Source organism: Tenacibaculum larymnensis, from assembly GCF_028829235.1.
GTDB classification, from domain to species: domain Bacteria; phylum Bacteroidota; class Bacteroidia; order Flavobacteriales; family Flavobacteriaceae; genus Polaribacter; species Polaribacter larymnensis.
On record NZ_JAIWJY010000012.1, the window covers coordinates 75044 to 101260 of the forward strand.

General features: G+C 30.8%; 32 protein-coding genes and 1 tRNA gene. 10 read left to right on the plus strand and 23 right to left on the minus strand.

Annotated features, from left to right (window positions below; genetic code table 11):
* The 3 genes from LCI24_RS15180 to LCI24_RS15190 all read right to left on the minus strand — a co-directional run bounded on the left by LCI24_RS15180 (position 1) and on the right by LCI24_RS15190 (position 2249).
* A complete protein-coding gene (locus LCI24_RS15180; RefSeq protein WP_274641131.1) occupies positions 1-666 on the minus strand; it encodes a hypothetical protein in 666 nt (221 codons plus the stop codon).
* A gap of 273 nt (positions 667-939) precedes the next feature.
* Positions 940-1596, minus strand: a complete 657-nt coding sequence (locus tag LCI24_RS15185; RefSeq protein ID WP_274641132.1) for a response regulator — start codon at positions 1594-1596, stop codon at positions 940-942.
* A 218-nt stretch (positions 1597-1814) separates the two neighbouring features.
* Entirely contained in the window at positions 1815-2249 is a 435-nt protein-coding gene (locus LCI24_RS15190; protein ID WP_274641133.1) for a DUF4293 domain-containing protein, read from the minus strand.
* A 199-nt stretch (positions 2250-2448) separates the two neighbouring features.
* Between LCI24_RS15190 and rho the strand changes: the two genes are divergently transcribed.
* Positions 2449-4056 (plus strand): transcription termination factor Rho, encoded by a 1608-nt coding sequence (gene rho / locus LCI24_RS15195; RefSeq protein WP_274641134.1) that lies wholly within the window; start codon positions 2449-2451, stop codon positions 4054-4056.
* A 46-nt stretch (positions 4057-4102) separates the two neighbouring features.
* On the opposite strand, the gene LCI24_RS15200 is transcribed toward rho, so the two are convergent.
* The 3 genes from LCI24_RS15200 to LCI24_RS15210 are packed head-to-tail and all read right to left on the minus strand — an operon-like array spanning position 4103 to position 5632.
* Positions 4103-4651: a 5-formyltetrahydrofolate cyclo-ligase gene (locus tag LCI24_RS15200; protein WP_274641135.1), complete on the minus strand. Its 549-nt coding sequence runs from the start codon at positions 4649-4651 to the stop codon at positions 4103-4105.
* Positions 4652-4655: 4 nt separating this feature from the next.
* A complete protein-coding gene (locus tag LCI24_RS15205) occupies positions 4656-5021 on the minus strand; it encodes an MmcQ/YjbR family DNA-binding protein (protein ID WP_274641136.1) in 366 nt (121 codons plus the stop codon).
* Positions 5021-5632 carry a DUF4230 domain-containing protein gene (locus tag LCI24_RS15210; RefSeq protein ID WP_274641137.1) on the minus strand — a complete coding sequence of 204 codons (612 nt, stop codon included), beginning with the start codon at positions 5630-5632 and terminating at the stop codon, positions 5021-5023. Before LCI24_RS15210 ends, LCI24_RS15205 begins: the two co-directional genes overlap by 1 nt.
* Before the next feature lie 145 nt (positions 5633-5777).
* On the opposite strand from LCI24_RS15210, the gene LCI24_RS15215 reads away from it, so the two are divergent.
* The 6 genes from LCI24_RS15215 to LCI24_RS15240 all read left to right on the plus strand — a co-directional run bounded on the left by LCI24_RS15215 (position 5778) and on the right by LCI24_RS15240 (position 10786).
* The gene (locus LCI24_RS15215; RefSeq protein WP_274641138.1) at positions 5778-6875 is read left to right on the plus strand and encodes a sensor histidine kinase; all 1098 of its coding nucleotides are present in this window, start codon (positions 5778-5780) and stop codon (positions 6873-6875) included.
* A 5-nt stretch (positions 6876-6880) separates the two neighbouring features.
* Positions 6881-8206, plus strand: coding sequence for a sigma-54-dependent transcriptional regulator (locus LCI24_RS15220; RefSeq protein WP_274641139.1), 1326 nt, complete (start codon positions 6881-6883; stop codon positions 8204-8206).
* Positions 8207-8390: 184 nt separating this feature from the next.
* Positions 8391-8570 (plus strand): hypothetical protein, encoded by a 180-nt coding sequence (locus LCI24_RS15225; RefSeq protein ID WP_274641140.1) that lies wholly within the window; start codon positions 8391-8393, stop codon positions 8568-8570.
* An 86-nt stretch (positions 8571-8656) separates the two neighbouring features.
* Complete coding sequence (locus LCI24_RS15230) at positions 8657-9958, plus strand: Glu/Leu/Phe/Val family dehydrogenase (protein ID WP_274641162.1); 1302 nt, start codon at positions 8657-8659, stop codon at positions 9956-9958.
* Between the two features lie 11 nt (positions 9959-9969).
* On the plus strand, positions 9970-10389 hold the full coding sequence (locus tag LCI24_RS15235; RefSeq protein ID WP_274641141.1) for a GreA/GreB family elongation factor: 420 nt from the start codon (positions 9970-9972) through the stop codon (positions 10387-10389).
* 10 nt (positions 10390-10399) lie between these two features.
* Complete coding sequence (locus LCI24_RS15240) at positions 10400-10786, plus strand: hypothetical protein (RefSeq protein ID WP_274641142.1); 387 nt, start codon at positions 10400-10402, stop codon at positions 10784-10786.
* 84 nt (positions 10787-10870) lie between these two features.
* On the opposite strand, the gene LCI24_RS15245 is transcribed toward LCI24_RS15240, so the two are convergent.
* The 5 genes from LCI24_RS15245 to LCI24_RS15265 form a co-directional block, all read right to left on the minus strand.
* Positions 10871-12550: an AraC family transcriptional regulator gene (locus LCI24_RS15245; protein ID WP_274641143.1), complete on the minus strand. Its 1680-nt coding sequence runs from the start codon at positions 12548-12550 to the stop codon at positions 10871-10873.
* 96 nt (positions 12551-12646) lie between these two features.
* Positions 12647-13366 carry a DUF2490 domain-containing protein gene (locus LCI24_RS15250; RefSeq protein WP_274641144.1) on the minus strand — a complete coding sequence of 240 codons (720 nt, stop codon included), beginning with the start codon at positions 13364-13366 and terminating at the stop codon, positions 12647-12649.
* Positions 13367-13369: 3 nt separating this feature from the next.
* A complete protein-coding gene (locus LCI24_RS15255) occupies positions 13370-14005 on the minus strand; it encodes a class I SAM-dependent methyltransferase (RefSeq protein ID WP_313814631.1) in 636 nt (211 codons plus the stop codon).
* A gap of 80 nt (positions 14006-14085) precedes the next feature.
* Positions 14086-14949 carry an AraC family transcriptional regulator gene (locus LCI24_RS15260; RefSeq protein ID WP_274641145.1) on the minus strand — a complete coding sequence of 288 codons (864 nt, stop codon included), beginning with the start codon at positions 14947-14949 and terminating at the stop codon, positions 14086-14088.
* A 116-nt stretch (positions 14950-15065) separates the two neighbouring features.
* Positions 15066-15140 (minus strand) — tRNA-Pro (locus LCI24_RS15265).
* A 221-nt stretch (positions 15141-15361) separates the two neighbouring features.
* On the opposite strand from LCI24_RS15265, the gene trxB reads away from it, so the two are divergent.
* Entirely contained in the window at positions 15362-16300 is a 939-nt protein-coding gene (trxB, locus tag LCI24_RS15270; protein ID WP_274641146.1) for a thioredoxin-disulfide reductase, read from the plus strand.
* A 55-nt stretch (positions 16301-16355) separates the two neighbouring features.
* On the opposite strand, the gene LCI24_RS15275 is transcribed toward trxB, so the two are convergent.
* The 4 genes from LCI24_RS15275 to LCI24_RS15290 all read right to left on the minus strand — a co-directional run bounded on the left by LCI24_RS15275 (position 16356) and on the right by LCI24_RS15290 (position 18587).
* Positions 16356-16967: an aspartyl/asparaginyl beta-hydroxylase domain-containing protein gene (locus LCI24_RS15275; RefSeq protein ID WP_274641147.1), complete on the minus strand. Its 612-nt coding sequence runs from the start codon at positions 16965-16967 to the stop codon at positions 16356-16358.
* Positions 16968-17113: 146 nt separating this feature from the next.
* Positions 17114-17560 carry a GNAT family N-acetyltransferase gene (locus LCI24_RS15280; RefSeq protein WP_274641148.1) on the minus strand — a complete coding sequence of 149 codons (447 nt, stop codon included), beginning with the start codon at positions 17558-17560 and terminating at the stop codon, positions 17114-17116.
* Positions 17561-17646: 86 nt separating this feature from the next.
* Complete coding sequence (locus LCI24_RS15285; protein WP_274641149.1) at positions 17647-18057, minus strand: nuclear transport factor 2 family protein; 411 nt, start codon at positions 18055-18057, stop codon at positions 17647-17649.
* Between the two features lie 5 nt (positions 18058-18062).
* Positions 18063-18587: a TetR/AcrR family transcriptional regulator gene (locus LCI24_RS15290; protein ID WP_274641150.1), complete on the minus strand. Its 525-nt coding sequence runs from the start codon at positions 18585-18587 to the stop codon at positions 18063-18065.
* Positions 18588-18768: 181 nt separating this feature from the next.
* Here LCI24_RS15290 and LCI24_RS15295 point away from each other — a divergent pair, with 181 nt between their 5' ends.
* Both LCI24_RS15295 and LCI24_RS15300 read left to right on the plus strand, forming a co-directional pair.
* A complete protein-coding gene (locus tag LCI24_RS15295) occupies positions 18769-19524 on the plus strand; it encodes an SDR family oxidoreductase (RefSeq protein WP_274641151.1) in 756 nt (251 codons plus the stop codon).
* 78 nt (positions 19525-19602) lie between these two features.
* Positions 19603-20184 (plus strand): TetR/AcrR family transcriptional regulator, encoded by a 582-nt coding sequence (locus LCI24_RS15300; protein ID WP_274641152.1) that lies wholly within the window; start codon positions 19603-19605, stop codon positions 20182-20184.
* On the opposite strand, the gene LCI24_RS15305 is transcribed toward LCI24_RS15300, so the two are convergent.
* The 8 genes from LCI24_RS15305 to LCI24_RS15340 form a co-directional block, all read right to left on the minus strand.
* Complete coding sequence (locus LCI24_RS15305) at positions 20173-20967, minus strand: cation efflux transmembrane domain-containing protein (RefSeq protein WP_274641153.1); 795 nt, start codon at positions 20965-20967, stop codon at positions 20173-20175. The two genes, LCI24_RS15300 and LCI24_RS15305, sit on opposite strands and share 12 nt — an antisense overlap.
* Before the next feature lie 46 nt (positions 20968-21013).
* Positions 21014-21217 (minus strand): hypothetical protein, encoded by a 204-nt coding sequence (locus LCI24_RS15310; RefSeq protein ID WP_274641154.1) that lies wholly within the window; start codon positions 21215-21217, stop codon positions 21014-21016.
* 25 nt (positions 21218-21242) lie between these two features.
* Positions 21243-22394, minus strand: a complete 1152-nt coding sequence (locus LCI24_RS15315; protein WP_274641155.1) for a M61 family metallopeptidase — start codon at positions 22392-22394, stop codon at positions 21243-21245.
* Between the two features lie 40 nt (positions 22395-22434).
* On the minus strand, positions 22435-22980 hold the full coding sequence (locus LCI24_RS15320; RefSeq protein ID WP_274641156.1) for a TPM domain-containing protein: 546 nt from the start codon (positions 22978-22980) through the stop codon (positions 22435-22437).
* A gap of 86 nt (positions 22981-23066) precedes the next feature.
* On the minus strand, positions 23067-23723 hold the full coding sequence (locus tag LCI24_RS15325; RefSeq protein WP_274641157.1) for a peptidase associated/transthyretin-like domain-containing protein: 657 nt from the start codon (positions 23721-23723) through the stop codon (positions 23067-23069).
* A 131-nt stretch (positions 23724-23854) separates the two neighbouring features.
* The gene (locus LCI24_RS15330) at positions 23855-24382 is read right to left on the minus strand and encodes a hypothetical protein (protein WP_274641158.1); all 528 of its coding nucleotides are present in this window, start codon (positions 24380-24382) and stop codon (positions 23855-23857) included.
* Positions 24383-24802, minus strand: a complete 420-nt coding sequence (locus LCI24_RS15335) for a hypothetical protein (RefSeq protein ID WP_274641159.1) — start codon at positions 24800-24802, stop codon at positions 24383-24385. It lies immediately after the preceding gene.
* Positions 24803-24890: 88 nt separating this feature from the next.
* Positions 24891-26057 (minus strand): HEPN-associated N-terminal domain-containing protein, encoded by a 1167-nt coding sequence (locus tag LCI24_RS15340; protein WP_274641160.1) that lies wholly within the window; start codon positions 26055-26057, stop codon positions 24891-24893.
* Positions 26058-26217: the final 160 nt, after the last annotated feature.

The window sequence follows — 26217 nt, forward strand, 5'->3', positions numbered from 1 at the left end:
TTATAGGTCGTCTATTTCTATTATAGGTTTGGTAACGACAGCTAATAAATTTTCTTGGCTTCTTCCAGAGTATTTATGATTTACAAAATTAATTTTTAAAATTTTGTTTAAGCTTTCTAATTCTCTTGAAAAGCTTTTTTCTGTTGATTCTCCATTAGTTAAGTGTATTTCGTAAGCTTCTGAGCTTTCATTATAAATAAAGTCTGTGGCTACATTATCATTAACTGTAAAATCTAATTTATATGTACCGTCACCATTGGATGTAATGCTATATGAGTTTAAAAACTCTGTAATTCCTTTGGCAAAGGTAATGTTTTCATCCTCGACATATATACTCTTTCGTTTTCCGTTGGTTGTTTCTAAGAAGCCTATTTTTAAATGATCTTTTTCAATAGAAAAACCATTAGAGTGTTTGGTAGCTGTTTTTTGTGGAGTTTCAGCTAAAATTATTTCTTTTGAGTTGTCTACATTAGTTACTGTAGTCACATCTGTGTTATCTGTTGTATTAAAATCAATAGAATAAGCACCAGTAGCATCTCTTTTAAGTGTATATGATTGTAATAAGTTTTCAGGATTATTCTCTATAACTTCCGCTTCGTTAGAAGAACAAGAAGCGAAAATAACACTAAGGCTCAAAGCTAGGAAATAAGGAGTAAATTTTTTCATGACTTATCGGTGTTTATTGAGGTTAGACTTCTTTTTTTTAAAAAAATAGCGATGTACTTAGGATAGATGTTAAGAGACGGGGGACGATATCTCTTAGGGGATAAAAGAAAACAAAATGAAGGGGTTTTCTATACTATGTTAAATAACGCGTACATCGCTATTGGGTTTATTGTTATTAGCAGTAGTTGATTAGCGATGCATAAAGTGTATAGACTCGGGGGGCTTCTTCTTAATCTGGGGGACTAAAGAAAATTTGAAGGGTTGATTATGTCTTTACACTATTTTGTTTCTCACTGCATACATCGCTAAACCTACTACATTTTTTACTTTTAATTTTTTATATAAATTACTTCTATATGTTTCTACTGTTTTTATGCTGACATTGAGCTGATCTGCAATTTCGTTGGAGCTTTTCTCTTTAGCAATTAACTTTAATACAGCAATTTCCCTCTCAGTTAAATCTCCATGCAAAAATTCTGTTTCATCTTCTTCTTTTGCATCTGAAGCATATAGGTCTAATAATTTTACTTTAATATCTTCACTAATATATTGTATGCCGTTGTGTACAACTTTAATAGCATCAATTATTTGCTCATTAGCTCGACTTTTATCTACAAAACCATTAGCGCCTAACGCAATCATTTCTTGAACAAGTTTTGGGTCGCTTAAACTAGATAGTATTATTGTTTTAATTGTTGTGTTACGTTTTTTAAACGTTTTTAAAACTTCTATACCATCCATTTCAGGCATGTTAATATCTAAAACTAATACATCTGCTGTATTTTTAGAAGACCAGTTTACTACTTGCCTTCCAGTTAAAGAAAAACCCTCAACTTCAATGTCGTCTTCAGTATTTAATAAAGCAATGACTCCGTCTATTAAAATCTTATGGTCATCTGCTATGTGAACTTTTATCTTGTTGTAATTCATGGTTGTTATTACAGTTACAAATTTATGAGGTTAAAACAGTGTGTACAATACACAATATCCCTAATCGTTTCATTAATGACTCAGGGTTAACCCTGAGTTTTTTTTAACATTTTTTTAACATTTAAAGCTGTGGGCCTTGAATATGCTAGGAACAAAAATAAAAAAACCGAGGTTTAATCCTCGGTTTTTTTCGCACTAAATATACTAAGATGTTAGGTTTATCGTAATCTATCTACAGATTTTACAAGATCTTCATCCTTCTTAATGGCTCTATTTGCTAAAACTAACAGCAAAATAACAATGATAGGAAAGAACATCCCAATACCTTTCTCAGAAACCGAAGCTTCTCCAGATAATGTTTGTGATAAATATATCAATACTCCTAATAAAAAAAGATTTATCAATATGTTTAAGCGGTTTAGAACAAATTGTAACTGACGATTTTTAAATAAAAATATTGTTGCAATAGCTACTAAAGCCGAGATAAAAAATAAAACAGGAATACTTTTTTCTAGAATTGAGTTTCCAGAAAACAAATCTAATATATATATAGTGTTAGTTTGAGAGTTACCCCAAAGACTAAATAGAAAAGTCAATCCTCCAGAGATAATTCCTGCCACTAATAGGTATATAGATTGTATTCTTTGTATCATAATTTTTTATCGGGTAGCAAATGTAATACTTCTTTTTTTAAAAAGAAATATTAGAAGTTAAAATATTTGTATATATTTGCCTTGTATGTAACCGCACAAAATTATTATATAGCCCCTATATAATTAGCACTCAAAACAAAACTTAATACAAAATAATTCTTTATACATAAGGAATTTTAGTAACTTAATTATTTAACGAATGTTCGATATTTCGGAATTAAAAACTAAAAAAATAGCTGATTTACAAGTTATTGCCAAATCAATAGGATTAACCAAGATTAGTCAACTTAAAAAATTAGACTTGGTATACAAAATTTTAGATGCGCAAGCAGAAGCAAGTGCTAATGAGGCAAAACCAAAACCAGCACCTAAGGCAGATAAGCCAAAAAGGAAAAGAATAACTAAGACTGAAGCTAAAACTACTACAGAAAAGCCAGAAAGTAAAGTTGTTAAAGAACCAGAAGTAAATAAAGCTCCAGAAAAAAAGGAAGTTGTTAGTAAGCCTAAGAAAAGGCAAGAAGAGAAGAAGCAAACTCAAGCTTCAGACGACAATAAAAAACAGCAACAACCTCAACAGCAAAAGCAGCAGCATAATAAAAACCATAACAGAGGTAATAAGCATAATAAAAATCAGAATAGTAATAAACAACATCATAAGAGTGGTAACAAATACCGTGACCCAGATTTTGAATTTGATGGAATTATTGAAAGTGAAGGTGTATTAGAAATGATGCCTGATGGATATGGATTCTTGCGTTCTTCTGATTATAACTACTTATCATCACCTGACGATATTTACGTATCACAGTCTCAAATAAAATTATTTGGATTAAAAACAGGTGATACAGTTAGAGGTAATGTACGTCCTCCAAAAGAAGGAGAGAAGTACTTCCCATTAATTAGGGTTTCAAAAATTAATGGATTAAACCCGAACATTGTTCGTGACCGTGTTTCTTTTGAACACTTAACTCCGTTATTTGCTGATGAAAAGTTCAATTTAGCAGAAAAAGGAAGCTCATTATCAACTAGAATTATCGATTTGTTTTCTCCAATAGGAAAAGGACAACGTGGTATGATTGTAGCGCAGCCTAAAACTGGTAAAACGGTATTACTAAAAGATGTAGCAAAGGCAATTGCAGCTAATCACCCAGAGGTATATCAAATAGTTTTATTAATTGATGAACGTCCAGAAGAGGTTACTGATATGCAACGTAGTGTACGTGGTGAAGTAGTTGCTTCTACTTTTGATGAACCAGCTGATAAACATGTACGTGTTGCTAATATAGTCTTAGAAAAAGCAAAACGATTAGTTGAATGTGGGCATGATGTTGTAATTTTATTAGACTCTATTACACGTTTAGCAAGAGCATACAATACAGTAGCACCAGCGTCTGGTAAAATCTTATCAGGAGGTATTGATGCCAATGCATTACATAAACCAAAACGTTTCTTTGGTGCAGCTCGTAATATTGAAAATGGTGGTTCGTTAACTATTATTGCTACTGCACTTACCGAAACTGGTTCGAAAATGGATGAGGTTATCTTTGAGGAATTCAAAGGAACAGGTAACATGGAGTTACAATTAGAGCGTAACATTGCTAACCGTAGAATTTATCCTGCAATTGATTTAATTAAATCGAGTACACGTCGTGATGATTTATTATTAGATGAAAAGACTGTACAACGTATGTGGGTATTACGTAAATATTTGGCAGATATGAACCCTATTGAAGCAATGGAGTTTATTCAAGATAGAATTAAAAGATCATTAAATAACGAGGAGTTCCTGATTTCAATGAATGGATAATCTGTTAGTTATATAAAATAAAAAATCCCGCTCTTAGCGGGACTTTTTATTTTGGGTATATCACAGAATTTAATGGGACATCAAATTCATGGGTATCTTCTATCTTTTTGATAGGAGAAAAGAAGTTGAGTCCGATAGTTTGAGTGTCTTCTCTACATTCTGATAAAAACCGATCATAAAACCCTTTTCCGTAACCAACTCTATAGTTTTGTTCGTCAGAAATTAACATAGGTACAAAAACCAAGTCGATGTCTTTTACATCAGCTTCTTCTGCTTTTATAGGTTCTGGAACTCCAAATTTGTTGAGTTCTAGTTTGGTGTCTTTTTCAAAATAGAAATGAGTTAGTGAGTCATCTTCAAAATTACAACGACTAACAATAATTCTTTTTCCTTTATCTCTAAAAAAATCGATGATAGGTTGAGTGTCTATTTCATTGAATTTTCGCATGGATAAAAACAAATGTACAGTATAAATATCACCAGTTTTTAACTCGAATATTTGTTGGTAAATGCTCCTTTGTAATTTTTCTTTTTCAGTTAGAGTAAGGGCATTTCTTTTTTGTTTGTATAATTTTCTAAGGTCAGATTTAAGCATTGGGTTATAGCGATTTTAATTCTTCTTTAAGTTTTTTTGTTAACCCTTTTACAATAAGTTCATATGAATGGTCAATCAACTCAAAAGCAAAAGTATCAGAAACATCATTGTTTAAAGTAACCGTGTTCCAATGTTTCTTACTCATATGAAAACCTGGATTAATACTATCGTACTCAGTTCTTAATTCTAAAGCACGCTCAGGTTCACATTTTAAATTAACCTTAGGCTCATGTTGTTCCCAGCTATCTACACCCGATAAAGCAAACATTTTATTCATTACTTTAAATACTAAAACATTATCATCGAAAGGAAAATGTTCAGTTACTCCTTTTTTGGTAATGCAATAGTTACGAAATTCTTCAATATTCATTATTCAATTAAGTTTTGAGTTGATTCAGGAATCTTTAAAGCTGTGTAGTCTAGTTTCCATCCAATAGTTTCCACTAAATTTTGCATTAAGGTAACAGCTTCTAAGGCTTCTTTATTTGCTGTTTGCATTAAATTACTTTCAGGTATTTTTTGAAGAATATGATCTTTAGCTTCTTTATTTACTTCAGTTAAATCTTCTGAACTAAACTTGTTAAGTAATCCGTTTTGAATATCATAAAAACGTAAGTTAGGCTCTATTGAAAATACTTCGGGTTGCGGAAATTCAGAAAGAACTAATACTTTTTTCTTAGTATCCGTATACATTTTTATTTTCCTAAAATCAAAACCAATATGAACTTTAGCATTAATTAAAATAATGGCTTTTTTCTTACTCGTAACAAGTCCTAAAAACTTCTCTTTGGTATTTTCATGATGATATATTTCGGCAAATTCTCCTTCAACAGTAATTAATTTTGATACTTTTTTAATCTTATCAAGCAGAACTACCGATTGTTTTTCGGTTAAATTTTTTCTTTTTGCTGAGGTGAATTTTTTAAAAATGTAATAGGATATAATGGCACCTCCTGCCAAACCTATAAAAAGTAATTCCATAGTTACGAATTTACATAAAATAGGTAAAGCATAAAAGAGAATATATATTGTAGTAGTTTTTATAAATGAAGTAAGTGGAGGAAAGTTATTTTGTATTTTTATTCTCAGAAAGTAAAGGAGTTTATCAGAGTAAAACAACTACTTAATGGGATCAGCAAGTGCAACAGAAAAAGAACTAAAAGAACGTATAAAAGAGCTAACTTGTTTATATGAAGTAACCTCTTTAATAATAAATGCAAACCTAGATCAAGTTGATGTAGCTTTAAAAGCTATAGCTAAAAGTTTAAAAAAAGCATTACAGTTTCCAAAAAATACGCGAGTTTTTATTGATATGGAAAAATATTCTGAAGAGGACAATAAAACCGAGGAAGAGCTTTGTATTATTTCAAGTCCTATTTCAGTATTTAATATTCCTAAAGGGAAAATATCAGCATTTATAAAAGGAAAGGAACTTAAGGACAATTTATATCTAAAGGAAGAAAAAGAATTATTTGATACCGTTGCTATAAAAATAGGGGGGCTTTTAGAGCGTATTGAAATAAAGAACAATGAGTTGTCGATGAGACGTAAAATGGAGCATGCCGACCGTTTATCAATCTTAGGAGAATTAACCGCTGGTATTGCCCATGAATTAAATACTCCTCTAGCTAACATATTAGGTTATTCAGAACTATTGAAAGCAGATATGTCTAGTAATGAAAAGGCTTTGGCAGATGTAGATAAAATTATTCAAAGTGCAATTTTTTCAAGAGAAGTAGTAAAAAAACTCATGTATTTTGCTTGTGAAATGCCACAAGAAATGAAAAAAGTAAACATAATTCCGAGTATAAAAGATGCTATAAATTTACTGGACGCTACTTTTAGAAGACAGTCCGTAAAATATTTAGTGAAAGTTGAGGAGTCAGAATTATGGTTGCGAGCAGATACAGTTCAACTTACTCAAATTATTTTTAACCTTATTATAAACGCTATTTATTTTTCACCTAAAAACGGGCTTGTAACCATAGAAACATTCCAAACAGATAAAGAAGTTATTTTAAGGATTTCTGATGAAGGAATAGGCTTAAGTAATGAAGCTCTTGAAAAAGTGTTTCAACCTTTCTTCACAACGAAACCAACAGGAGAAGGAACAGGGCTAGGATTAAGTGTTGTACATGGTATTGTATCGAGTCATAAAGGAACAATAACTGCTAAAAATGGCATTGAAAAAGGTGCTATCTTTGAGGTTAGGTTACCAAAATAAAAGAAATGCCGTTAAAAAAAGAAAATATATTAATAGTAGATGATGATGTTCATATTTTAGAATTGTTACATCGACATTTACAGTCTTGGAATTATCATACCTACAAGGCGGTATCGGTTAAAGAAGCAGTTACAATTTTAAGAGATACACCAATTGATTTGTTAATTACAGATTTAAAAATGCCTGAAGTTGATGGTTTCGAGTTAGTTAAATTTGTCTCGGAGCATTATCCAAAGCTACCAAAACTTATTGTAACAGGATATCCATCTGTTCAAGATTCACTAGAGGCAATTAAGTCAGGTGTAGTAGCATATCTAACGAAACCGTTTACTAAAAACGAGTTGAAAACGGCAATGGATGATGCATTAGCAAAATCAGGAATAAGTAAGAAAAGTGCTGCTCAAAAAAAAGAGAAGAAAGACTTTTATGGAGACATGATAGGGGCCTCAGAAAAGATTAATGAAATTTTCCAAATAATAGATCGAGTTAAAAATAATAAAGCTACAGTTTCTATTAAAGGTGAAAGCGGTACAGGTAAAGAATTAGTAGCAAGAGCAATACACTATGAAGGTAAGTTTGCTAAAGGGCCATATATAGCTGTAAACTGTGGGGCAATTCCTGAAAATTTATTAGAATCTGAATTATTTGGTTATGTAAAAGGTGCCTTTACAGGAGCAGAAAGTAATAGGAATGGTTTTTTTCAAGCAGCAAATGGAGGAACTATTTTTTTAGATGAAATAGGTAATGCTTCTTTAAATGTACAATCTAAATTATTAAGAGTTTTACAAGAAAAAGAAGTTGTAAAGGTTGGGGCTCAAAAAGCAGAAAAAGTTGACGTTAGAGTTATTGCAGCAACAAACAATAACCTAAAGGAAATGATTCAAAAAGGAACATTTCGAGAAGATCTGTTCTATAGATTAACAGTTGTTGAAATAGAGGTGCCACCTTTAAGAGAAAGGAAAGAGGATATTTCTATGTTGGTGGAAAAGTTTCTATTTAAATATGGAATAGAGTACAAGGATAGATTCATAAAAATAAGTCCCAAAGCTACAGATATACTTCAAAGATACAATTGGCCTGGAAATATAAGAGAGTTAGAAAATATAATACAACGTGCGGTAATTATGTGTGATCGTACAGTAGAGGTAGAGCACTTACCCGATTCATTAAAATATAATGTTGATTTTTCTGAAGAAGGATTGATTTCTTTAAAAGAAATGGAAAAGCGTCACATACAACATGTATTAAATGCAACTAATAATAATAAAACAAAAGCAGCAAAAATTCTCCAAATAGATCGTAAGACACTGCGAGAAAAGTTAAAAGAATAAAACATCTTTTTTGAGAGTTTTTTCTCCACATGAGGAGAAATTCCCCACTTTAACTTTATAAGTAAATTTTAAAGAAACTTCTGAGTCCTATATGAATAAAGGGATTTAGAGGTTTTCTGCTTTTTTGGCATGTTTGTCGGCATGCCATTTGCCTTTATAGGTAAAAATAAAATAAATGTAATTTATGAATACGAATCCTTTTAATATTTGTCCATCATGTATAGAAGTAGATACATGTGTGTTAACCAAATCTAAAGAAAAGGTATGGTCGTGTAGTGAGTATAATGAGGTGAGTGAAATAGTAGAGAAAGAGAAGAAAGAAGAGGCAGTTGTAAGCCTAGAAATACAAGTTCAAACCGCTTAAGAAAAGAAAAACTTACTAATAAATAAAGTATGAATAATACAAAAAGTAAAGTATCAGAAAGTAAAATAAATTCAAACATAAGTGAGATGACATTAACCAAAGAATTAAAAAAACCAGCGAAGCGAAAGAATGCTAGAGGGATGGTTGATAATGTATTAGAGCAGTTTAATAGTGCATCTGATCAAATTGGTTTACACCCTAATATTCGTAAAATATTAAGTATTACGAATAACGAAATCATTGTTAATTTTCCTGTGAAGATGGATAATGGTGATGTTGAAATTTTTCAAGGATATCGTGTACAGCACAACAATGCTTTGGGACCATATAAAGGAGGTTTACGTTACCATCCAACGGTAGATATAGATGCAGCAAGAGCTCTGGCTATGTGGATGACATGGAAAACATCTTTGGCAGGTTTACCATATGGTGGAGGTAAAGGAGGTATACAAATTGATCCTACTAAATATTCAAAAGATGAATTAGAACGAATTACAAGACGTTTTACGTTTGCTTTAGGTGATAATATTGGGCCAGAACATGATATTCCTGCTCCAGATGTAAACACAAACGTTCAAACTATGGCGTGGATGGCAGATACGTATATGAGTACTAAGGCTCCTGCAGAACGTTCAATGAATCAACATGTAGTTACAGGAAAACCAATTGGTAGTGGAGGTTTAGAAGGAAGAGACAGAGCTACAGGTTACGGAGTGTTCCTAACAATTAAGTTTTGGATAGAAGAAAATAACCAAACCTTAGAAGGTAAAACCTTTATCGTTCAAGGCTTTGGAAATGTAGGGTATTGGGCTGCTTATTTCTTAGAAAAAGAAGGAGCAAAAATGACAGGAGTTCAAGATGCTTACGGAAGTATTCAAAATACAAGTGGAATTAAGGTAGAAGACCTTTTCAACTATACAAAAGCTAATAACGGAAGTTTAGTTGGGTACCCAGAGTCAACAGAGATAGAAAAGGAAGACTTCTTTGCTATTGACTGTGATATTTGTATTCCTGCTGCTTTAGGGAACCAAATAACTGAAGATAACGCACACTTAATTAAAGCTAATTTAATAGCAGAAGGCGCAAATGGACCTATAAATGTAGAAGGAGAAAAAATCCTTTTAGAAAAAGGAGTAACAATAATTCCTGATATATTATGTAATTCAGGTGGTGTAATTACTAGTTACTTTGAATGGCTTCAAAACCGTAATGGTGAGTTATGGAATATGGAAGAGGTTATTGTACGATTAGATAAGAAACTAAAAGATTCATATACCAGAGTTTCAGACTATGCAAAATTAGAAGGTGTAGATATGCGAAAAGCAGCTTACTGTATAGCTATACAGCGTATTGAAAAGGCTTATGTTCAACGAGGTATTTTTCCATAAAAAGAAGTAAAATGAAACACGGAAGTTTAGTTTTAGAGAAAAAAGAGTATGTGTACATTAAGAGTTTGCTAAATGTTTCAGAGCATACTGAAGAAGGTAAAGTACAAACATCACTAGATAAGTTTGCTGAAGAATTAAAATCGGCTAAAATTTTAGATGAAGAAGAAATGTTAGATGATGTGGTACGATTGAATACTGTTGTGACTATAACTTCTGGAGATGATTGGAAAAAAACTATTCAGATTGTAAAACCAACTGAAAAGGATTTAAAAAACAACAAGATTTCCATTTTAACACCAATAGGCATAGCTTTATTTGGTTATGCTTTAAACGATGTAGTTCACTGGGATTTACCAGGAGGAAGGAAAGAAGTTGAAATTTTAAAAGTAACTCAAAAAGAGGGGGAAGAGAGTTTTAGTACCTTAATTTAAAGACAAAGAAATGACACATAATAATCACGGTAGCGATATAGATGTAGTACATAAATATAACCATGTAGAGTTAAAAGGATGGGTAGACCAATTACAATATATTAATAAAGAAATTGACAATCTTTTAAGCTTGCATGAATACTCTTTAATAAATAAAGCCATTTCTGAAGAAACATTGAAGCTTTTTTCTGAGAGAAAAAAAATAAACAATGAGCTTTATAAAACTGTTTTGTCATACTCAAATACCTATGTTAACGTAGCGGAGTGTGATGATATTCAGTGTGACATGGCTTATTTAGGAGAGTACGATAGGTTACGTGAGAATTATCACAATAATTTGGAAGCTTACCAAAAACTTAAAGACAAGTTTTTTGAGGAAGTTTTACTAAAAGAATAGCATTCTTGCAAAGCAAGTATGTTAGATTTGTAGAGTTAGTTGTAAAACCTTGGAATCATGTAGTTCCAAGGTTTTTTTATATAATTAAACAGTCAGTTCACTTAATTGTTGTTTTCTGAAATCAGAAGGTGTAAACCCAGTATGATTTTTAAAAACACGGTTAAAGGAGGTTTTACTTTTAAAACCAGCTTCGTAGGCAATTGCTAAGATTTTATAATCTTTATAATCAGGATCTTTCATTATCTTTTGTGCTTCGTTTACTCTATACAGGTTGATGAACTGATAAAAATTTTGATCGAAACAAAGGTTTAAAACTTCAGATAGGTGGTGCTTGCTCATAGAGAGTTTAGAAGCTAATTCTGATTGATTAATTTCAAAATCAAGATAAGGTTTTTTTGTCTCCATGTAATCAAGAATCAATTTCATGTAGTAATCTTTATCTTCTTCTGTTAAAGAAGAATTTTTGTACTGAACAGTTTTAGGAGATTGTTCTTTTTTTACAGTGGCAAACTCTAGCATTTTGGCTTTTAAAGCTTTGTTTTCGTTTTGAAGTAAGGAATTTATTTTTTTAAATATCTCACGGTCAGCTTCAATAGTTTTCTTTTTGCGGATATAAAAAAAGAGTAATCCTCCTAAAAAAACAATTGAAACTCCGCCACCAATAAGCAAATTACTTTTTTTATTCTCAATAGAAGCTAAAGAGTTTAATTTTGATTCTATATTCTGTTTTTCAGTATCGGAATCATGTTTCAAATCAAGAAGAGCAGCATTTGACTGTTCTTTTAATAAAACCTTCATTATTTCAGCATAACTTTCCTGTTCTTTATGAGAGTTTTTAAAATCACCTAATAACTTATAAGCTTTAGCTAAGTGTAAGTGGGCTTCCTTTTCTAGCTCAAGATCTTTTCTATTAGTAGCTATAACTAAAACTTCATTTAATAAAGGTATAGCTTTGTTAGCTTCTAGTTTTTTAACGTAAGACATTCCTAAATTAAGGAGAGCAACAGGTCTTTTAGGTAATCCGTTTTTTTTAGAGTATGCTAATGATTCTTTAGCTGTTTTTATAACCTTGTCCCACTTTTCTTGTTGAAAATAAGAATACCCAATATTATCAAGAGCAGTATTAACAGCTTGAACATTGTTTATGCTTTCAGCTAAGGTTTTCATTTTATGTAAATAGGCTAATGCTTTCTCGTAATTTTCTTTTTTAGTATAGCTGTTGCCTAGTCCGTTGTATGCCGCTAGTTTAATAATATCAGATACATTATTTTTTTCAGTCAAAGCAAGTACTTTTTCCATGTAAGTAATTACTTTATCAGGCTTGTCTATTTGACTGTAAACATTAGCAAGATTAACTAATATGTTAATTTCTGTTACTTCGTTATTGAGGTTAGCTTTATTAAAATCAAGAGCTTTATGGAACTCTACAAGAGCTTTTTCATAGGAATCAGTAACATTATAGTAGATACCATGATTTATAATAGATTTTATTTCTACGTCTTTTAACTCTTTAAAATTTTGAGTAATTAATAAAATAGAATCGTTATACTTTTTAAAATCTTCAACATTAGCTTTATTATAGGCTTCTCGAGAGAGGTTTAGGTAGTAGTTACACTTTTTTTTAGCTAAATCAATATTAGCTATGGTGTTGTTATGTGAAGGCTGACTCTCTTGGGCTTGGATAATAAAAGAAGAAAGTAATAATACACAAAAAACAAAGTAATGTATAGTTTTTAGCTTTGAGATAGGGGAATTAATTATCATACTAATTAAGTATTCTTATCAGCACTATTTCTAGTGAGTCATTGTAATAAAAAAATAAACACAAATGTAAGGTGTTTGTGTTTATTTTTCTAAAAATTATAGTAAACTAAACTGTTTCTTTTTCTTTCTGAAATCAATTTTGTGAGATAGTTTTATCATTAAAGTATGGTTGTTTTCAATACGGTTTTCTTTTATAATTATGTATTGATTCATATATCCTATACTTAATGCCAAAGCACTATTTAAAGGAATATCAACAGCACCATAAATTCTGTTTTGACTAAAATTTTTATTGTTTGCGTACTTGCCGACATCTAAAAATATTTGATTAGAGAATGATAAACCTATTATTGTTTTACCCTCTTTAGATCGTATGATTGGTGTTTTTGCACTAAATACTAATCGTAATCGGTGTCTTGTTCTGTCTTTCATGATACGCTGTTCTAATAGCACCCCATAATTAACGGAAACTTTTTTAATTTTATTTTTTATAGTAAAGTACTCATAAATACGATGCTCTATTCTTTTCTTAGGAACAGGGTGTGCTCCATAAGGAAAGAGAACTACCCATTCATACCCAGCACCAAAACTTATATTTTTTAAGTAGTTATAACTTGTACCAAGTCTTAGTTTTGATTGTTGCCAATTCTTAACAAAATTATGTCTGCTCCAAGAGTATAAGGTTTCAATATTGAACTTTTCAGTTAACTGATACTTACCAGAATAATACCACCATGAATTAAACTGGTCGGCTTTTTGGGCATTACTCTTAAAAACTATAAATAGAAATATCATAGCTAGCAACTTTTTCATCATTGCCTAGAGTTTTTTACCTATAAAGCGAATAACACTTCCTTTGCCATTGTGGGAATTTCCTTCATTCAAAAAAACTTCCTCTTCTTCTAAAACTTGAATTTCAAAACCAGTAAAATCTTGTTGTATTTGTTCTACTGAAAAAAGCATATCTATATCTTTTGGCCCACCTATTTTTGGATTGTCATTCTGATATTTTAAATGATTTTTACTGAACGCTTCGAATATGATGTACCCTCCAGACTTAAGAAGTGTAACTAATTTTTGATGAATTGCAGAAATTTTCCAAGCTGTAAAATGAGCGTAGATTAAACCAATAGCATCAAAAGATTCTTTTGGAAATTCAAGGTTTTGTATATCGCCTACAATATACTGTAGATCTATACCAAATTCGTTGGCTAATTTTAGAGCTTTACTTTTTCCTTCAATGCTTAAATCAGTAGCAGTAACATCCCATCCTAGTTTGGAAGCATATACACCATTTCTGCCTTCTCCGTCAGCAGGTAATAAGATTTTTCCAGTTCTTATTTTTTGAAGCTCTTCTTTAAAAAATAAGTTGGGTTCTTTGCCATAGGCAAAGGTGGTGTTTTGATATTTTTCATTCCAAAACTCTTTATACTTTAAATCACCTTTTGTCATCATATTTTAATTTGATTTATATGATGTAAAAGTATATTTAGTCTAAGCCTCTAGGATAGGATAATTGTAAAGTAGTATTGTACTTATGTTAGCTTTTTTCTGAAAGCTTCAGGAGAGTAACCAGTATGTTTCTTAAAAAAACGTATAAAATAAGAAACATCTTCATAGCCTAAATGATATGCTATTTGATTTATTTGATTGGAAGATGCTAAAAGATACCTTTTAGATTCTAGTATAATTTGTTCATTAATAATTTCTGAAGCTGTTTTATCTAAAGTCTGTTTAGTTATAGTATTTAACTGGTAGTTAGATAGATTTAACATACTAGCATATTTAGAAACTTGTTTTATACTAGTAATGTTTGTTTCTAATAAATGTAGAAATTTTTCAAGAGATTCTTGAATATATAGATCCTTAGTGTTAAAATCTTTATTGTTGGTGCTTTTTAACCTTAGTAGCTCTATAAAAAGAATATGAAGATTAGACTTTATAACTTCTTTATATGCTTCAGCTTTATCCTTGTATTCTGAAAAAATAGAGGTCAATAAAGGGTTAATTCTTAAAAAAAAGTCTTCTTCTAGTTGATAGTAGTTTGAAGTACTTACTTTTTGTAATAGAGAATTCATTCCTTTATCAAAAGGATAGTAAAAATCAGTATTAAACTGAATCATAAAACCTTCGCTGTTACTTTTTAATTCTAATTCGTGCACTTGACCAGGGCGAACTATAAAAACAGTATAATCTGTAACATCATAACTAACAAAGTCTATTTCATGGTTTCCTATCCCTTTTTTAAATACTAAAAAGAAGTAAAAATCGTGCCTGTGAAGCTCGTGAACCATATCTTTTCCGTTAAGAAGTTCCTGAAGATCCTTAATCATAAAATCACCAGATAGGTTAGGTTCTTTTTGAGTAGTCTTTAAATGTCTTACGGGGATGGTTTTCATGATATTAGAATGAAACTAAAGCAACACAAATTTAAGTAGAAAAAGAGCAAGGAATAATAAGTAATTCTAAAAAATAAAAAAGTCCTACAAATCATTTGATTTTTAGGACTTTTTAGTCGGGGTGGCAGGATTCGAACCTGCGACCTCCTGCTCCCAAAGCAGGCGCGATGACCGGGCTACGCTACACCCCGAAAAGTGTAAAATTCGTAGTGTAGTTTATCTCGAGTAAAATGAGAGGCTACACCCCGAATAATTGGGAATGCAAATGTAGAAAAAAAAAGCAAACAACAAATAAAAAAATGAAATATTTATTAAATAATTTGATTTTATAAGACGATAGTTAAAATATATTTAAAAGCAGATAACTAGAAATAAAAAAAAATTACATTTGTAACTTCAAAAATTCAAGATAATGGCAGAAAAAATTAAATGTTTGATTATTGGGTCTGGTCCAGCAGGTTACACAGCAGCTATTTATGCAGCGAGAGCAGACATGAAACCAGTTATGTATACAGGAATGCAAATGGGAGGACAATTAACTACGACAACTGAGGTAGATAATTTCCCAGGATATCCAAAAGGTACTGATGGTACAGCAATGATGGAAGATTTAAAAAGTCAAGCAGAGCGTTTCGGAACAGATGTTCGTTTTGGAATGGTTACTAAAGTAGAGCTTTCTAAAGAAGAAGGAGGAACTCATAAAGTAACTGTAGATGAATCGACAGAAATAGAAGCGCAAACTATAATTATATCTACAGGAGCAACTGCAAAATATTTAGGATTAGAAAGCGAGCAACGTTTAATTGGTGGTGGAGTTTCAGCTTGTGCTACTTGTGATGGTTTCTTTTATAAAGGACAAGATGTTGTTGTAGTTGGAGCAGGAGACACTGCAGCAGAAGAGGCAACATACTTAGCGAATATTTGTAGTAAAGTAACTATGTTAGTTCGTAAAGACTATATGCGTGCTTCTAAAGCAATGCAACACCGTGTTAACAAAACAGAAAATATTACTGTTATGTATAATACAGAAATTGATGAGGTATTAGGAGAAAATGTTGTTGAAGGAGTTCGTGCTGTTAATAACCAAACTGGTGAAAAAACAGAAATTCCAGTAACAGGAGTATTTATTGCGATAGGACACAAACCTAACTCTGATTTATTTAAAGGTGTGTTAGATATGGATGAAACAGGATATTTAATAACAAAAGGTAAATCTACCAAAACAAACTTACCAGGAGTTTTTGCAGCTGGTGATATTCAAGATAAAGAATACCGTCAAGCAGTAACAGCAGCAGGTACAGGTTGTATGGCTGCTTTAGACGCAGAACGTTATTTAGGAGCTTTAGAATAGACCATAAAAAGTTATATAAAATAAAAAGGGTACGCTAATACGTACCCTTTTTATTTTATATAGAATTTTGTTCACTTTCTTTAACAACCCTTCGAATCCAATCGTTAGAAATCATGTCTATGGTAAGGTTTATACGTTCTTCATCACCATTATTAATAACCTTATGAGGATCTGTAAGTCGCATATACCAACATTCTCCTGGTTTCATAATTACGGGAGTGTTATTTAAATAAAAAGTTACATTTTCATTGTTAAGAATAGGTATTGTAAGCCGAATTACTGATCTTTCAACCTCTAAACCTAAGGTAGGGTCCGTATGTTCTTTAACTGTTGAATGTGGAGCTAATCGAAGTAATCGTACTAAAGTTACTGTAGTATTTTCTTTAAAAAAATCAATAACACTAGTCAAATATGGAGACTTTTTTAAAGCATTAGTATCTAACCAATCTGTCCACGAACCATCAGCATAATCTTCTGCAGGAGGAGGGAAAGGTAATGATGTATCAACTAGGTGTGCAGGCGAGCGTAAAGCTATTACATTATAATATTCAAAATTATCTAATTGTAAAGCTTTAGCTTCTTCAAGCATTTTGGTTATATCAAAGTTAAAAGGCAACTTAATACGATCACTAAAAGTATTACTTGTTTTGGTAGTAACTGTTTCCATAGACGTATGTTTATAAAAGTTTAGGTTAGTATATTGTAAAACTACAAAAAGTTAAACTTTCTTCACAAGTGTTACATTTTGATAAAGTTAATTCTCCTGTTTTAACTTTAGGAACTAGAGTTATTAGTAATAACTCTTAAGCTCTTTTAGAGAGTATTATTTAACTGCATGTGTAAAATAGGATAAGGTTTTCCTGTAGCGTCTAGCTCTGAACGGTTGATAGTTTTAAAACCAAAATGTTGGTAGAAACCAACAGCCTGCTCATTTTGTTCATTTACATCTACCTTATCTACATTCAATTTGTCAATTGAGTATTCTAATAAGGCTTTACCTACCTTTTTACCTCTATATTCAGGGTGGATAAAAAGCATTTCTAAATTTTCTTCAGCAACGCCTAAAAAACCTACTATTTTATGATTGATTTTTATACATTTTAATTCTACCGCATCCAAATACGTATTCAAAATAAGAGGTTTAAAATAAGCGATGTCTTCTTCTTTTAAAAAATGATGTGTAGCTCTAACGGAAGCTTCCCATACATCAGCTACTTCTTTATATTCAGATTTGTTTATATTATCTATTTTATAATTCATTTTACAGTTCAATTATTTAATTCATAAGTAATCCTTTTAAGTAAAAAGTATATTATAATTCACTTTTTCAATTTTATGCTAAAAAATTAAAGATACCTATCAACTTCCTCTATTTCAAGATCATTAATACTAGCGTACCTTTTTTTCATTTGTCCGTTATCATCAAATTCCCAGTTTTCATTACCATAAGCCCTAAACCATTTGCCTTCTTTGTTTTGATATTCATATTCAAAGCGTACAGCAATTCTGTTTTCACTATGTGCCCAATACTCTTTTTTCAGTTTATAATTAAGTTCATTTTGCCACTTTTTACTCAAGAAGTTAATAATTTCTTCTCTACCATTAACAAAGGTGTCTCTATTTCTCCATTCACTATCAACAGTGTAAGCTAATGCTATTTTTTCAGGATTTTGAGAATTCCAAGCGTCTTCTGCAAGTTGAATTTTTTGCATAGCAGTTTCGAGGGTAAAAGGAGGAAGTGGATGTTTCTGTTCCATAATAATTATAGTAAGTTTTGTATGATTTTTTTTGATTTATATACTATTTCATTTGATTTGAAGAGTTGACTTTCTATGATAGCACTTTCAAAAAGCAGATAAATATGTGTAGCAAGTAATTCATTGTCTATTAACTCTTGAAAAAAGTTGTTCAATTCTTTTTTATGTAATTGAATTACGGTTAAAATACCTTCCTGTTCTTTAGATATTTCTGATAGAATATTTAGAAAGCTACAACCTCTAAAATTTTCTTTTGTATTCATATAAGCTATAAAATCGAATGCTAGCAATACTCTATCTTTTGAATTTTTACTTTTTGAAGTATACTTAAAGAGTTCTTTAAACCAAAGCTCGTGCCTGTTATTTAAGAAATCAATACACAAAGCATCCTTTGATTTAAAGTGCTGATAAAAACTTGCTTTAGCAACTTTAGCCTCTTTTATAACTTGGTTAATACCTGTACTGTTATAACCTTGTTGATGAAATAAATGTGCAACTGTTTCTAATATTCGTTCTCTGGGACTACTCATATCTCTTAATTTATGTCAAAGTTACAGAGTTTAAAAAGAACAGACAAGTCTGTTCGGTGTTTTAACATTTTAACCAAATAAAATAAGTGTAAATTTAATTTGGAACAATCGTTCTAATATATGTATGTTTGTAAACGGAACGATCGTTCTGAAATTAATTATTAACTAAAAAATAAAAACAATGAGTACGTTAAAAGGAAAAATAGCCGTTGTAACTGGCGGAAACAGTGGAATTGGGTTTGCATCTGCTCAAGAATTAAAAAATCAAGGAGCAACAGTAATTATTACAGGAAGAAATTCTGAAAAAGTAGAAGAGGCTTCACAAAAACTAGGAGTAAAAGGAATCGTTGCTGATGTAAAAAGTCTTTCTGCTATTGAAAACTTAGTAGAACAGGTTAAAAGAGACTTTAATAAAGTTGATATACTATTTGTAAATGCGGGTATTTTTCAACCAGCACCTGTTGGGAGTATAAGTGAAGAAATGTTTGATCATCAAATGGCTATTAACTTTAAAGGAGCTGTATTTACTACAGAAAAATTCTTACCCATTTTAAATGAGGGAGCATCAATTATAAATTTATCATCTATAAATGCTTATACCGGAATGCCAAATACAGCTGTATATGCAGCATCAAAAGCAGCGTTAAACTCTTATACTAGAACAGCAGCTACTGAATTAGCTTCGAGAAGAATACGAATTAACTCAGTTAATCCTGGTCCAGTAGCTACTCCAATTTTTGGAAAAACGGGAATGGAAGAAGAACAATTGCAAGGTTTTGCTCAAACCATTGAAAATCGTGTTCCTTTAAAACGATTTGGACGACCAGAAGAAGTAGCTAAACTAGTTTCGTTCTTAGCATCTGATAACGCTTCTTTTATTACAGGAAGTGAATATAATATTGACGGAGGAATAAATGTTAATCCGCTATTGAGTTAATTTTTTTGAATATATTTGGAATGAAAGTTCCAATAAGCTAATTTTGTGGAAGTGTAAACAACTTCCACATTTTTTTATATGCCAAGAGTTAAATCATTTGACGAAAAAGAAGTACTAGCCAAAGCAATGTGTTTGTTTTGGAAACAAGGGTACTCTGCTACTTCTGTGCAAGATTTGGTAAGTCAATTAGGAATAAACAGAGCAAGTTTATATGATACTTTTGGAGATAAAGAACAGCTCTTTAAAAAGTCTTTCGAGCTTTATAGAACTACTACCAAAAAAGGGCTAATGGAATTTTTTCAAAGCCATCCAAATGTTAAAGAAGGCTTTACTGAGCTTTTTAATAAAGCAATACAAGAAGCTATTCTTGATGAAGATAAGAAAGGGTGTTTTGTTGTAAATGCTACAACAGAACTTATTCCAAATGACGAAAGTTTACAAAAAGTCTTGATAGAAAATAAGCGTGATTTTGAAAACTTATTTTATGAATATTTGAAGGAGGGTAAGGAAAGAGGACAATTAAAAAATAGTGAAAACTTAAGAGCTATTGCTACTCTTCTTTATACACTATACAATGGTATTCGAGTTGTTTCTAAAGTAGATCCTACTAACAAGGAGTTATCTAATTCTATAAATGTAGCCTTGTCTTTACTTACTTAGTTTTAAAATTCGAAAAGCTCCTTGAATTACTAAAACAAAAACAATAGTTCCGATAATCAAATCAGGTTTGTTAGAATTTAACCAATGCACTAAAACTCCCGCTGTTATTACTCCTAAATTAATAATGATGTCATTAGAAGTAAAAATCATACTTGCTTTCATATGTGCTTCTTCTTTGCTTTTTGATTTTTGTAAAATATAAAGACAAATTCCATTTGCGATAAGTGCTAAAACCGAAACGATTATCATTGTTGAAAAGTTTGGAAGTTTTTCAGCACCAAAGAATCTTCTTAAAACTTCAACAAATCCAAGTAAAGCAAGAGTTATTTGAAAATATCCAGCAAGTTTTGCAATTCTTTTCTTTCTTGTTAAAGTTCCACCAACGGCAAAAAGACTAATTCCATAGACAAAACTATCAGCAAGCATGTCTAGGCTATCGGCAACAAGTCCCATTGATTTAGAGATAATTCCTGTTGTCATTTCAACAATAAAAAAGGCAGCATTAATTCCGAGAACAGCCCAAAGTAATTTTTTCTGATTGGTGTTTTCTTCAAAATTATTTTGATCGGTTTTTTCTGTAGAAACCCTCTTTCCGCCTAAGTTTAGTTCAATTACCGATTTTTCAATTAAATCAACTTCTTCGTTATGAAAAACTGTTAATTTTCTATTAGGAATGTCAAACTTTAAATTTGCTATACCAGAAATTCCGTCTAACTTCATTCGAATTAAATTCTCCTCAGAAGGACAATCCATTTTGGTTATTTCAAAGATAGTTTTATACATTGAATTTCTTTGTTTAGGCTTATAAAGGTACTTGAAATTATATACTTTAATTTTTTACAGGCTTTTGCCACTTGTGCCAAACACTACTCAAATCAACTCCTGTATATTCAGACATAATAGCTTCAATTTTATCATATTTAAAAGCTCTGTTATTTGCTTCTGTCCATTTTAACAAGCCAAGAATTGCATCTTTAAATGATTTTTGTCCGTTTGTTTCTTTTTGAATTAAAAGATCTAAATCATGAGCCAATAGAGCGCCACGTGAAAATAGGTTTTTACCAATTCTGAAGTCCAGAGAATAATACAGACAGTTCTTTTAAAGATTTATCCTGAATGTATTTAGGGGCTTGACTAATAGTTCTTTTAAAGAATTGTAAAATGGCTTTATTTTCCAATATATGATAATAGGAAACATACCAAATAAAGCCTTCATTTAACCAAATAGTTTCAATTGTTGGTGCAGTTTGCCATTCAAAAGGTTTATATCCAGTTCCATAAGATCGTAAAGGAAGCCAAGAATGTCCCATATGATGTACTATACCACCAATAGCTTTTTCTTTCGGTTTCAAAATAGCTTTTGAAACATCTAAACTAGCAGTCATACTGTTTAAATGTTCCATAGAAAAGCCATAGTTATGCATGTCTGAAACAGGGTTTAGAAACTCATAACACAAGGCATAATGTGGCATTGGTATGTAACCAAAATATTCAGCTAGTTTATTAAGAGATACTAGTCCTCTTCTCCCAATTTCTTCAATATTGATAGCAGTTTCAGAATAGGCAGCAACAAACAAAGGGATTTTAGAATCACTTACTTGATATATTTGAACAGCATTTCCTAATAATAATTGGGAGTCAGCTAACAAAGCAAAATTATCAGCCTCGTAAAGTTCTGTGCCTTTATTTCTTTGAATAGAAGGTTTTAAGGTGCTAAATATTGGCCAGTCTTTATGTGTCTGTACCTTTAAAACGATTGACTCATTTTCAAATCCTTCTATAAACCCAAAAATAGAATAGCCTAATATGCCTAAGTAGTTTTTTCTTGTTTTAGAACTAGCAAAACTACCTAATAAAGTCATTTCCATTTTGTTTATATCTACTTCATAACTAATTCTTTTTAGTACTTGATCTTTTTCATTAAAAGTAAAAAAAGAACCATCACCAACTACACCTTTCAAAATATTGCCAGAAGAGGTGTAACCCTTAACGTTGCTTATAAATGCAATGTAATTGGTTAGCTCGTATGTACCAGGTGCACTTCTTGGAATTATCAGTTTTACTTCATTTGTACTAATATTATCAAAAGCTAATTCAACAGTTATTTTGTTTGAATTAGGAATGTGGTTAAGTGTGTATGATATTTTGCTTTGCGCAAACGAAACATTAAGAAAGATAAACGTAAAAATTAGTAAGATGGTGTTTTTCATTTCTCAATGTTTTTATAATAGGAGGAGGGATGAATAATCTTTATTCCCACTTAGTCATTAACTCAGTTATTCCTTTTTCAATACCAAGATAATACTCTCCTTTTTTAAACTCAGGGATAATTGTTTTTTCAATTACTTCCTCACAAATTTCGTCTGTTAAAATTTGTTCAGTTCCAACGCCTGTAGAAATTCTTATTTTTCTTAAGGTTTTACTGAAAACAATAGTCAAGCCGTTATTTTTTTCTTTTTGACCTACACCATTATAATTTGATAAGTCAATAGCGAATTGACTAAAATCGGTGTATTTTCCGATTGATTTAATAGAAACAATAGCTATTTGGTTGGAAGTTTTTTTCTCATACTCTCGAATTAACAAGGTTAGCTTTTCTAGTTGTTCAATGGTGAAGAGAGATTCATAATCATTTACTACATTTTTTAGTGTGGGTAAATCACTTTCACCTAAATCGAATTCGGTAAATTCAGCTTTAGGAGCGTTAGTGTTTATTTCATCCTTCTCATTTTGCTGCAACTTACAGCTTGAAATTGTTAAAAAAGAGAGTATTATTATTTTAAAGAAAAGTTTCATTTTTATATAACTAATTTAGTAAATGCATATTGAATAGAAATCTGAGTTTTTTAGGGGTAGGTGAGTAGCAATTGTAACTAAAACTTTTACTCATAATCAGGAATATTCAAGCCTAAGATTAAATCCCTATGAGCAGTCCAAATACCATCTTCTTTTTTAAGTTGTATAATTCCAGAGCCACCTCTGTTTTTTTCTGATTGCTTTTTTTCTTCAGTAAGAGCAGGGTCACTTTCAAATTGATAACTGTCAATATAATAAGATACTGTATTGGGCTCTTTTACATAGATATGAATGTGCTCTGGCTCTTGTGTATTTGGGTAAGACGCTGGTCTGAATGTATAAAAAGTAAATTTACCATCGTTACCTGTTTTAAGCCAATTTCTATGTTGTCCGTGTCTTTTTTCCGAACCTACAGGTTTGTCACTAGGTTGATAAATTCCATTTCTGTTTGTGTGATAAATATAGAGTATAACATTTTCAGCAGGTGTTTTTCCGTCTTTTTTAAATGCAGTACCCGTTATTTTTAGTTTTGGTTCATTTTCATGAAAACCAGGTAAGGTATCAACTGACTTAGGGTTTCTATTAAGCATTTTATAATCCAATAAAGCTTTACAGTCTTGGCAACCACCATCTACGTTTCTTTCTATGTTAGTTTGCGATTGTCCTTTACAGGAAGTTACAATTAGCATTAAAAAAAGTGCTCCTAAATAGTGTTTTAATGTTTTGTGTTTAAACAGTCGCATCACGTATTTGTATAAAATTAGTTGTGTTTTAAAGCTCTAATTTAATGAATACGAACTGAATAAGGAAATTACTGTTTTCAGAAGTAGGCGAGAACAAGTAATTACTTATAGCCAATGTTGTGCGTTCGTTTTTATTTAATTAAATAGTCTAAAAGTTCAAATTTTTTAAGTCCAAATGCAATTGCTAATAACCAATAAATTACAAGAAATATTTTGACAGCTATCTTCTCTGGTAAAACACCAAAAAATTCCATTAAATGTTGTGGAAATTTTACTATGAAATCAATCCAGAATATTGGGTTAAATGACTCTCTGAATCTTTTTCTATAAACACCAATGGCTTCATTAAACCTATTTTGTACATTTCCAACAATATCTTCTCTACGATTGGTTAAATTATCAAAAACTGAAACACGTGTATTTGAAAAATTTCCAAACCCCAAAAATTCTTGATGGATTACAGAAGAATCTTTAAGTCCGGCATCCTTGAATAGTGATTTTATTTCTTCTTTATACTGAATGAATTTATAATCATCTGTTCTTATATATTCAATATATTTATCATACAATTTTTTAATTCGTAAGTATTTATAAAGGTTAGTAACAAACCTTAAAAGCATAACTACAATAAAAAGTCCGATTATGTAATACCAATTCATTTAACTTATACTTTGAATTAGTTCTATATCACTATCCTCAAAAATCGTCCATTCTCCAGAGTCATAATTTTTAGAGTAGAGTTCGTTTTTAGTTTTTTCTAAATATTCATTCTCCATTTTTTTAATTAGTTCTTTCAATGTCTTGATTTTATCTAGTTCATCGTCATTAATTATCAAAGAACCAAAATTCTTCAATGAATTTATATAAGCATATTCAGGTTTATGCGTGCCAATTACATATTCGTCTAAATCTCCGCAATTACTTATTAAAAATTTGGAATCAGATTCATTAATTTCTGTTAAAAGAGATTCGATTGTCATATCTCTAGACAGTCTTTCAGCTCCAATCAAAAAAGGAATAGTCAAGCCATATCTTCCTTTTTCATTACACCAATAATTAATTAATTTTTCCCAATTCATTTCAGTTTGTTATTTTGTCTTAAATGACGTAAAACGGCTTAGCGTATAAAAAGACACTAACTTTTCGAGTTAACACAGAGCCGAATTTTTATAATTTGTTTTTAATTTTTTCTACTTCTATATTTACTAATTCAAGATATTCTAAACATTCTTTATTATTCCAAAATATAACAGACGACGATTCCGATTTATTTTTTGAAGAAGGGTATACAATTCCTTCAATTATATTTTGTCTATTTTTATTAAATGGATACCTAAAGTATTCTGTAACTACTTGTGTTGGTACATATTCAATATGTTCTTTTCCGTCTTTTTTTATTTCTTGTGTAAAATCTCGAACTAAATCATAAAGAAAACGAATTAAGTAATGTGTTTTTACCTTTTTGTAATCGAATATACTTGGCAATTTTGGAAGTCTATTAAAATCTACTACATAGATTTCCTTTTTTAGTTTAAATTTCGAAATTGTAATAGAATCTTTCTTCTTGTCTTCTCTACTAATCGTTTCTAAAAATGCTGTTTTAGGGTCGAATGCGGAATATAACATAGAAATTCCTGATGGACTGAACCTATTCGGATAAATCGCATATTTCTCTGGTGGTGAAACTAATTTCTCCTTTTTACTAACAGTCTTCTTTGAATGGTGTTGTCTACAGCGGTAAATGATTGTTCCTTTTTCAATTTTTTTAATCAGATTCAGAGATTTAGTTATTTTTCCAACTTCTTTTAAAATTGTAAATGCATTTTGGCTTTTGTTCGAAGATTGATTTTGTTGAAACAGATATCTGGATTTATGTTTAATTAAGTTTTTAAAGTAACTCCATCGGTACATTAATTCGTCTCGTTCAGTGTCATAATACATACTAGGTTCAGACCAAGCAATGTCTTCTATTGAATTTACAATATCTTCTGTCAGTTCAAATGGGTCAGTTTCCAAACCTATTCTTTCTTGTATTAATTCGTCAGGGGTGAAAGTTTCTCCTAAATATCCTCCTTCACGTCCGTTGTAGCTCATGAAATTAGCTGCATCTTCATAGAAGTTTGAAATTCCAAGCATCATAAACTCTAATAAATCCTCAAGGCTAACAACTTTCACTTCTTTTTCACAATAATCACAATAACCATTAGTATAATTTTCTCTTATAAAACGTTTAATTGTGTTGTCATTAATATGTTTTACGCACAAATGTTTATCTGGAACACTATTTAAATTTATAGCGTCCATTTCAATCATTCTCTGTTTTACTTGTCCCATTAAATTTTAGTGAATTATTGTCATTTTGTCGTGAGCTCTCAAATTATGCACAATGGTCTCAGCTATGAACAGTTGGGGTTTTTCGCCCTAACTTTTCGGTTTTACACTTACCTTAATTCTATGTTTATACATTCGTTTTAGCACTTTCGCCCCAATTGGT

Coding starts and splice junctions, on each gene's coding strand:
- LCI24_RS15180 (WP_274641131.1), bottom strand. CDS start 666: ATGAAAAAATTTACTCCTTATTTCCTAGCTTTGAGCCTTAGTGTTATT.
- LCI24_RS15185 (WP_274641132.1), bottom strand. CDS start 1,596: ATGAATTACAACAAGATAAAAGTTCACATAGCAGATGACCATAAGATT.
- LCI24_RS15190 (WP_274641133.1), bottom strand. CDS start 2,249: ATGATACAAAGAATACAATCTATATACCTATTAGTGGCAGGAATTATC.
- rho (WP_274641134.1), top strand. CDS start 2,449: ATGTTCGATATTTCGGAATTAAAAACTAAAAAAATAGCTGATTTACAA.
- LCI24_RS15200 (WP_274641135.1), bottom strand. CDS start 4,651: ATGCTTAAATCTGACCTTAGAAAATTATACAAACAAAAAAGAAATGCC.
- LCI24_RS15205 (WP_274641136.1), bottom strand. CDS start 5,021: ATGAATATTGAAGAATTTCGTAACTATTGCATTACCAAAAAAGGAGTA.
- LCI24_RS15210 (WP_274641137.1), bottom strand. CDS start 5,632: ATGGAATTACTTTTTATAGGTTTGGCAGGAGGTGCCATTATATCCTAT.
- LCI24_RS15215 (WP_274641138.1), top strand. CDS start 5,778: ATGGGATCAGCAAGTGCAACAGAAAAAGAACTAAAAGAACGTATAAAA.
- LCI24_RS15220 (WP_274641139.1), top strand. CDS start 6,881: ATGCCGTTAAAAAAAGAAAATATATTAATAGTAGATGATGATGTTCAT.
- LCI24_RS15225 (WP_274641140.1), top strand. CDS start 8,391: ATGAATACGAATCCTTTTAATATTTGTCCATCATGTATAGAAGTAGAT.
- LCI24_RS15230 (WP_274641162.1), top strand. CDS start 8,657: ATGACATTAACCAAAGAATTAAAAAAACCAGCGAAGCGAAAGAATGCT.
- LCI24_RS15235 (WP_274641141.1), top strand. CDS start 9,970: ATGAAACACGGAAGTTTAGTTTTAGAGAAAAAAGAGTATGTGTACATT.
- LCI24_RS15240 (WP_274641142.1), top strand. CDS start 10,400: ATGACACATAATAATCACGGTAGCGATATAGATGTAGTACATAAATAT.
- LCI24_RS15245 (WP_274641143.1), bottom strand. CDS start 12,550: ATGATAATTAATTCCCCTATCTCAAAGCTAAAAACTATACATTACTTT.
- LCI24_RS15250 (WP_274641144.1), bottom strand. CDS start 13,366: ATGATGAAAAAGTTGCTAGCTATGATATTTCTATTTATAGTTTTTAAG.
- LCI24_RS15255 (WP_313814631.1), bottom strand. CDS start 14,005: ATGATGACAAAAGGTGATTTAAAGTATAAAGAGTTTTGGAATGAAAAA.
- LCI24_RS15260 (WP_274641145.1), bottom strand. CDS start 14,949: ATGAAAACCATCCCCGTAAGACATTTAAAGACTACTCAAAAAGAACCT.
- trxB (WP_274641146.1), top strand. CDS start 15,362: ATGGCAGAAAAAATTAAATGTTTGATTATTGGGTCTGGTCCAGCAGGT.
- LCI24_RS15275 (WP_274641147.1), bottom strand. CDS start 16,967: ATGGAAACAGTTACTACCAAAACAAGTAATACTTTTAGTGATCGTATT.
- LCI24_RS15280 (WP_274641148.1), bottom strand. CDS start 17,560: ATGAATTATAAAATAGATAATATAAACAAATCTGAATATAAAGAAGTA.
- LCI24_RS15285 (WP_274641149.1), bottom strand. CDS start 18,057: ATGGAACAGAAACATCCACTTCCTCCTTTTACCCTCGAAACTGCTATG.
- LCI24_RS15290 (WP_274641150.1), bottom strand. CDS start 18,587: ATGAGTAGTCCCAGAGAACGAATATTAGAAACAGTTGCACATTTATTT.
- LCI24_RS15295 (WP_274641151.1), top strand. CDS start 18,769: ATGAGTACGTTAAAAGGAAAAATAGCCGTTGTAACTGGCGGAAACAGT.
- LCI24_RS15300 (WP_274641152.1), top strand. CDS start 19,603: ATGCCAAGAGTTAAATCATTTGACGAAAAAGAAGTACTAGCCAAAGCA.
- LCI24_RS15305 (WP_274641153.1), bottom strand. CDS start 20,967: ATGTATAAAACTATCTTTGAAATAACCAAAATGGATTGTCCTTCTGAG.
- LCI24_RS15315 (WP_274641155.1), bottom strand. CDS start 22,394: ATGAAAAACACCATCTTACTAATTTTTACGTTTATCTTTCTTAATGTT.
- LCI24_RS15320 (WP_274641156.1), bottom strand. CDS start 22,980: ATGAAACTTTTCTTTAAAATAATAATACTCTCTTTTTTAACAATTTCA.
- LCI24_RS15325 (WP_274641157.1), bottom strand. CDS start 23,723: ATGCGACTGTTTAAACACAAAACATTAAAACACTATTTAGGAGCACTT.
- LCI24_RS15330 (WP_274641158.1), bottom strand. CDS start 24,382: ATGAATTGGTATTACATAATCGGACTTTTTATTGTAGTTATGCTTTTA.
- LCI24_RS15335 (WP_274641159.1), bottom strand. CDS start 24,802: ATGAATTGGGAAAAATTAATTAATTATTGGTGTAATGAAAAAGGAAGA.
- LCI24_RS15340 (WP_274641160.1), bottom strand. CDS start 26,057: ATGGGACAAGTAAAACAGAGAATGATTGAAATGGACGCTATAAATTTA.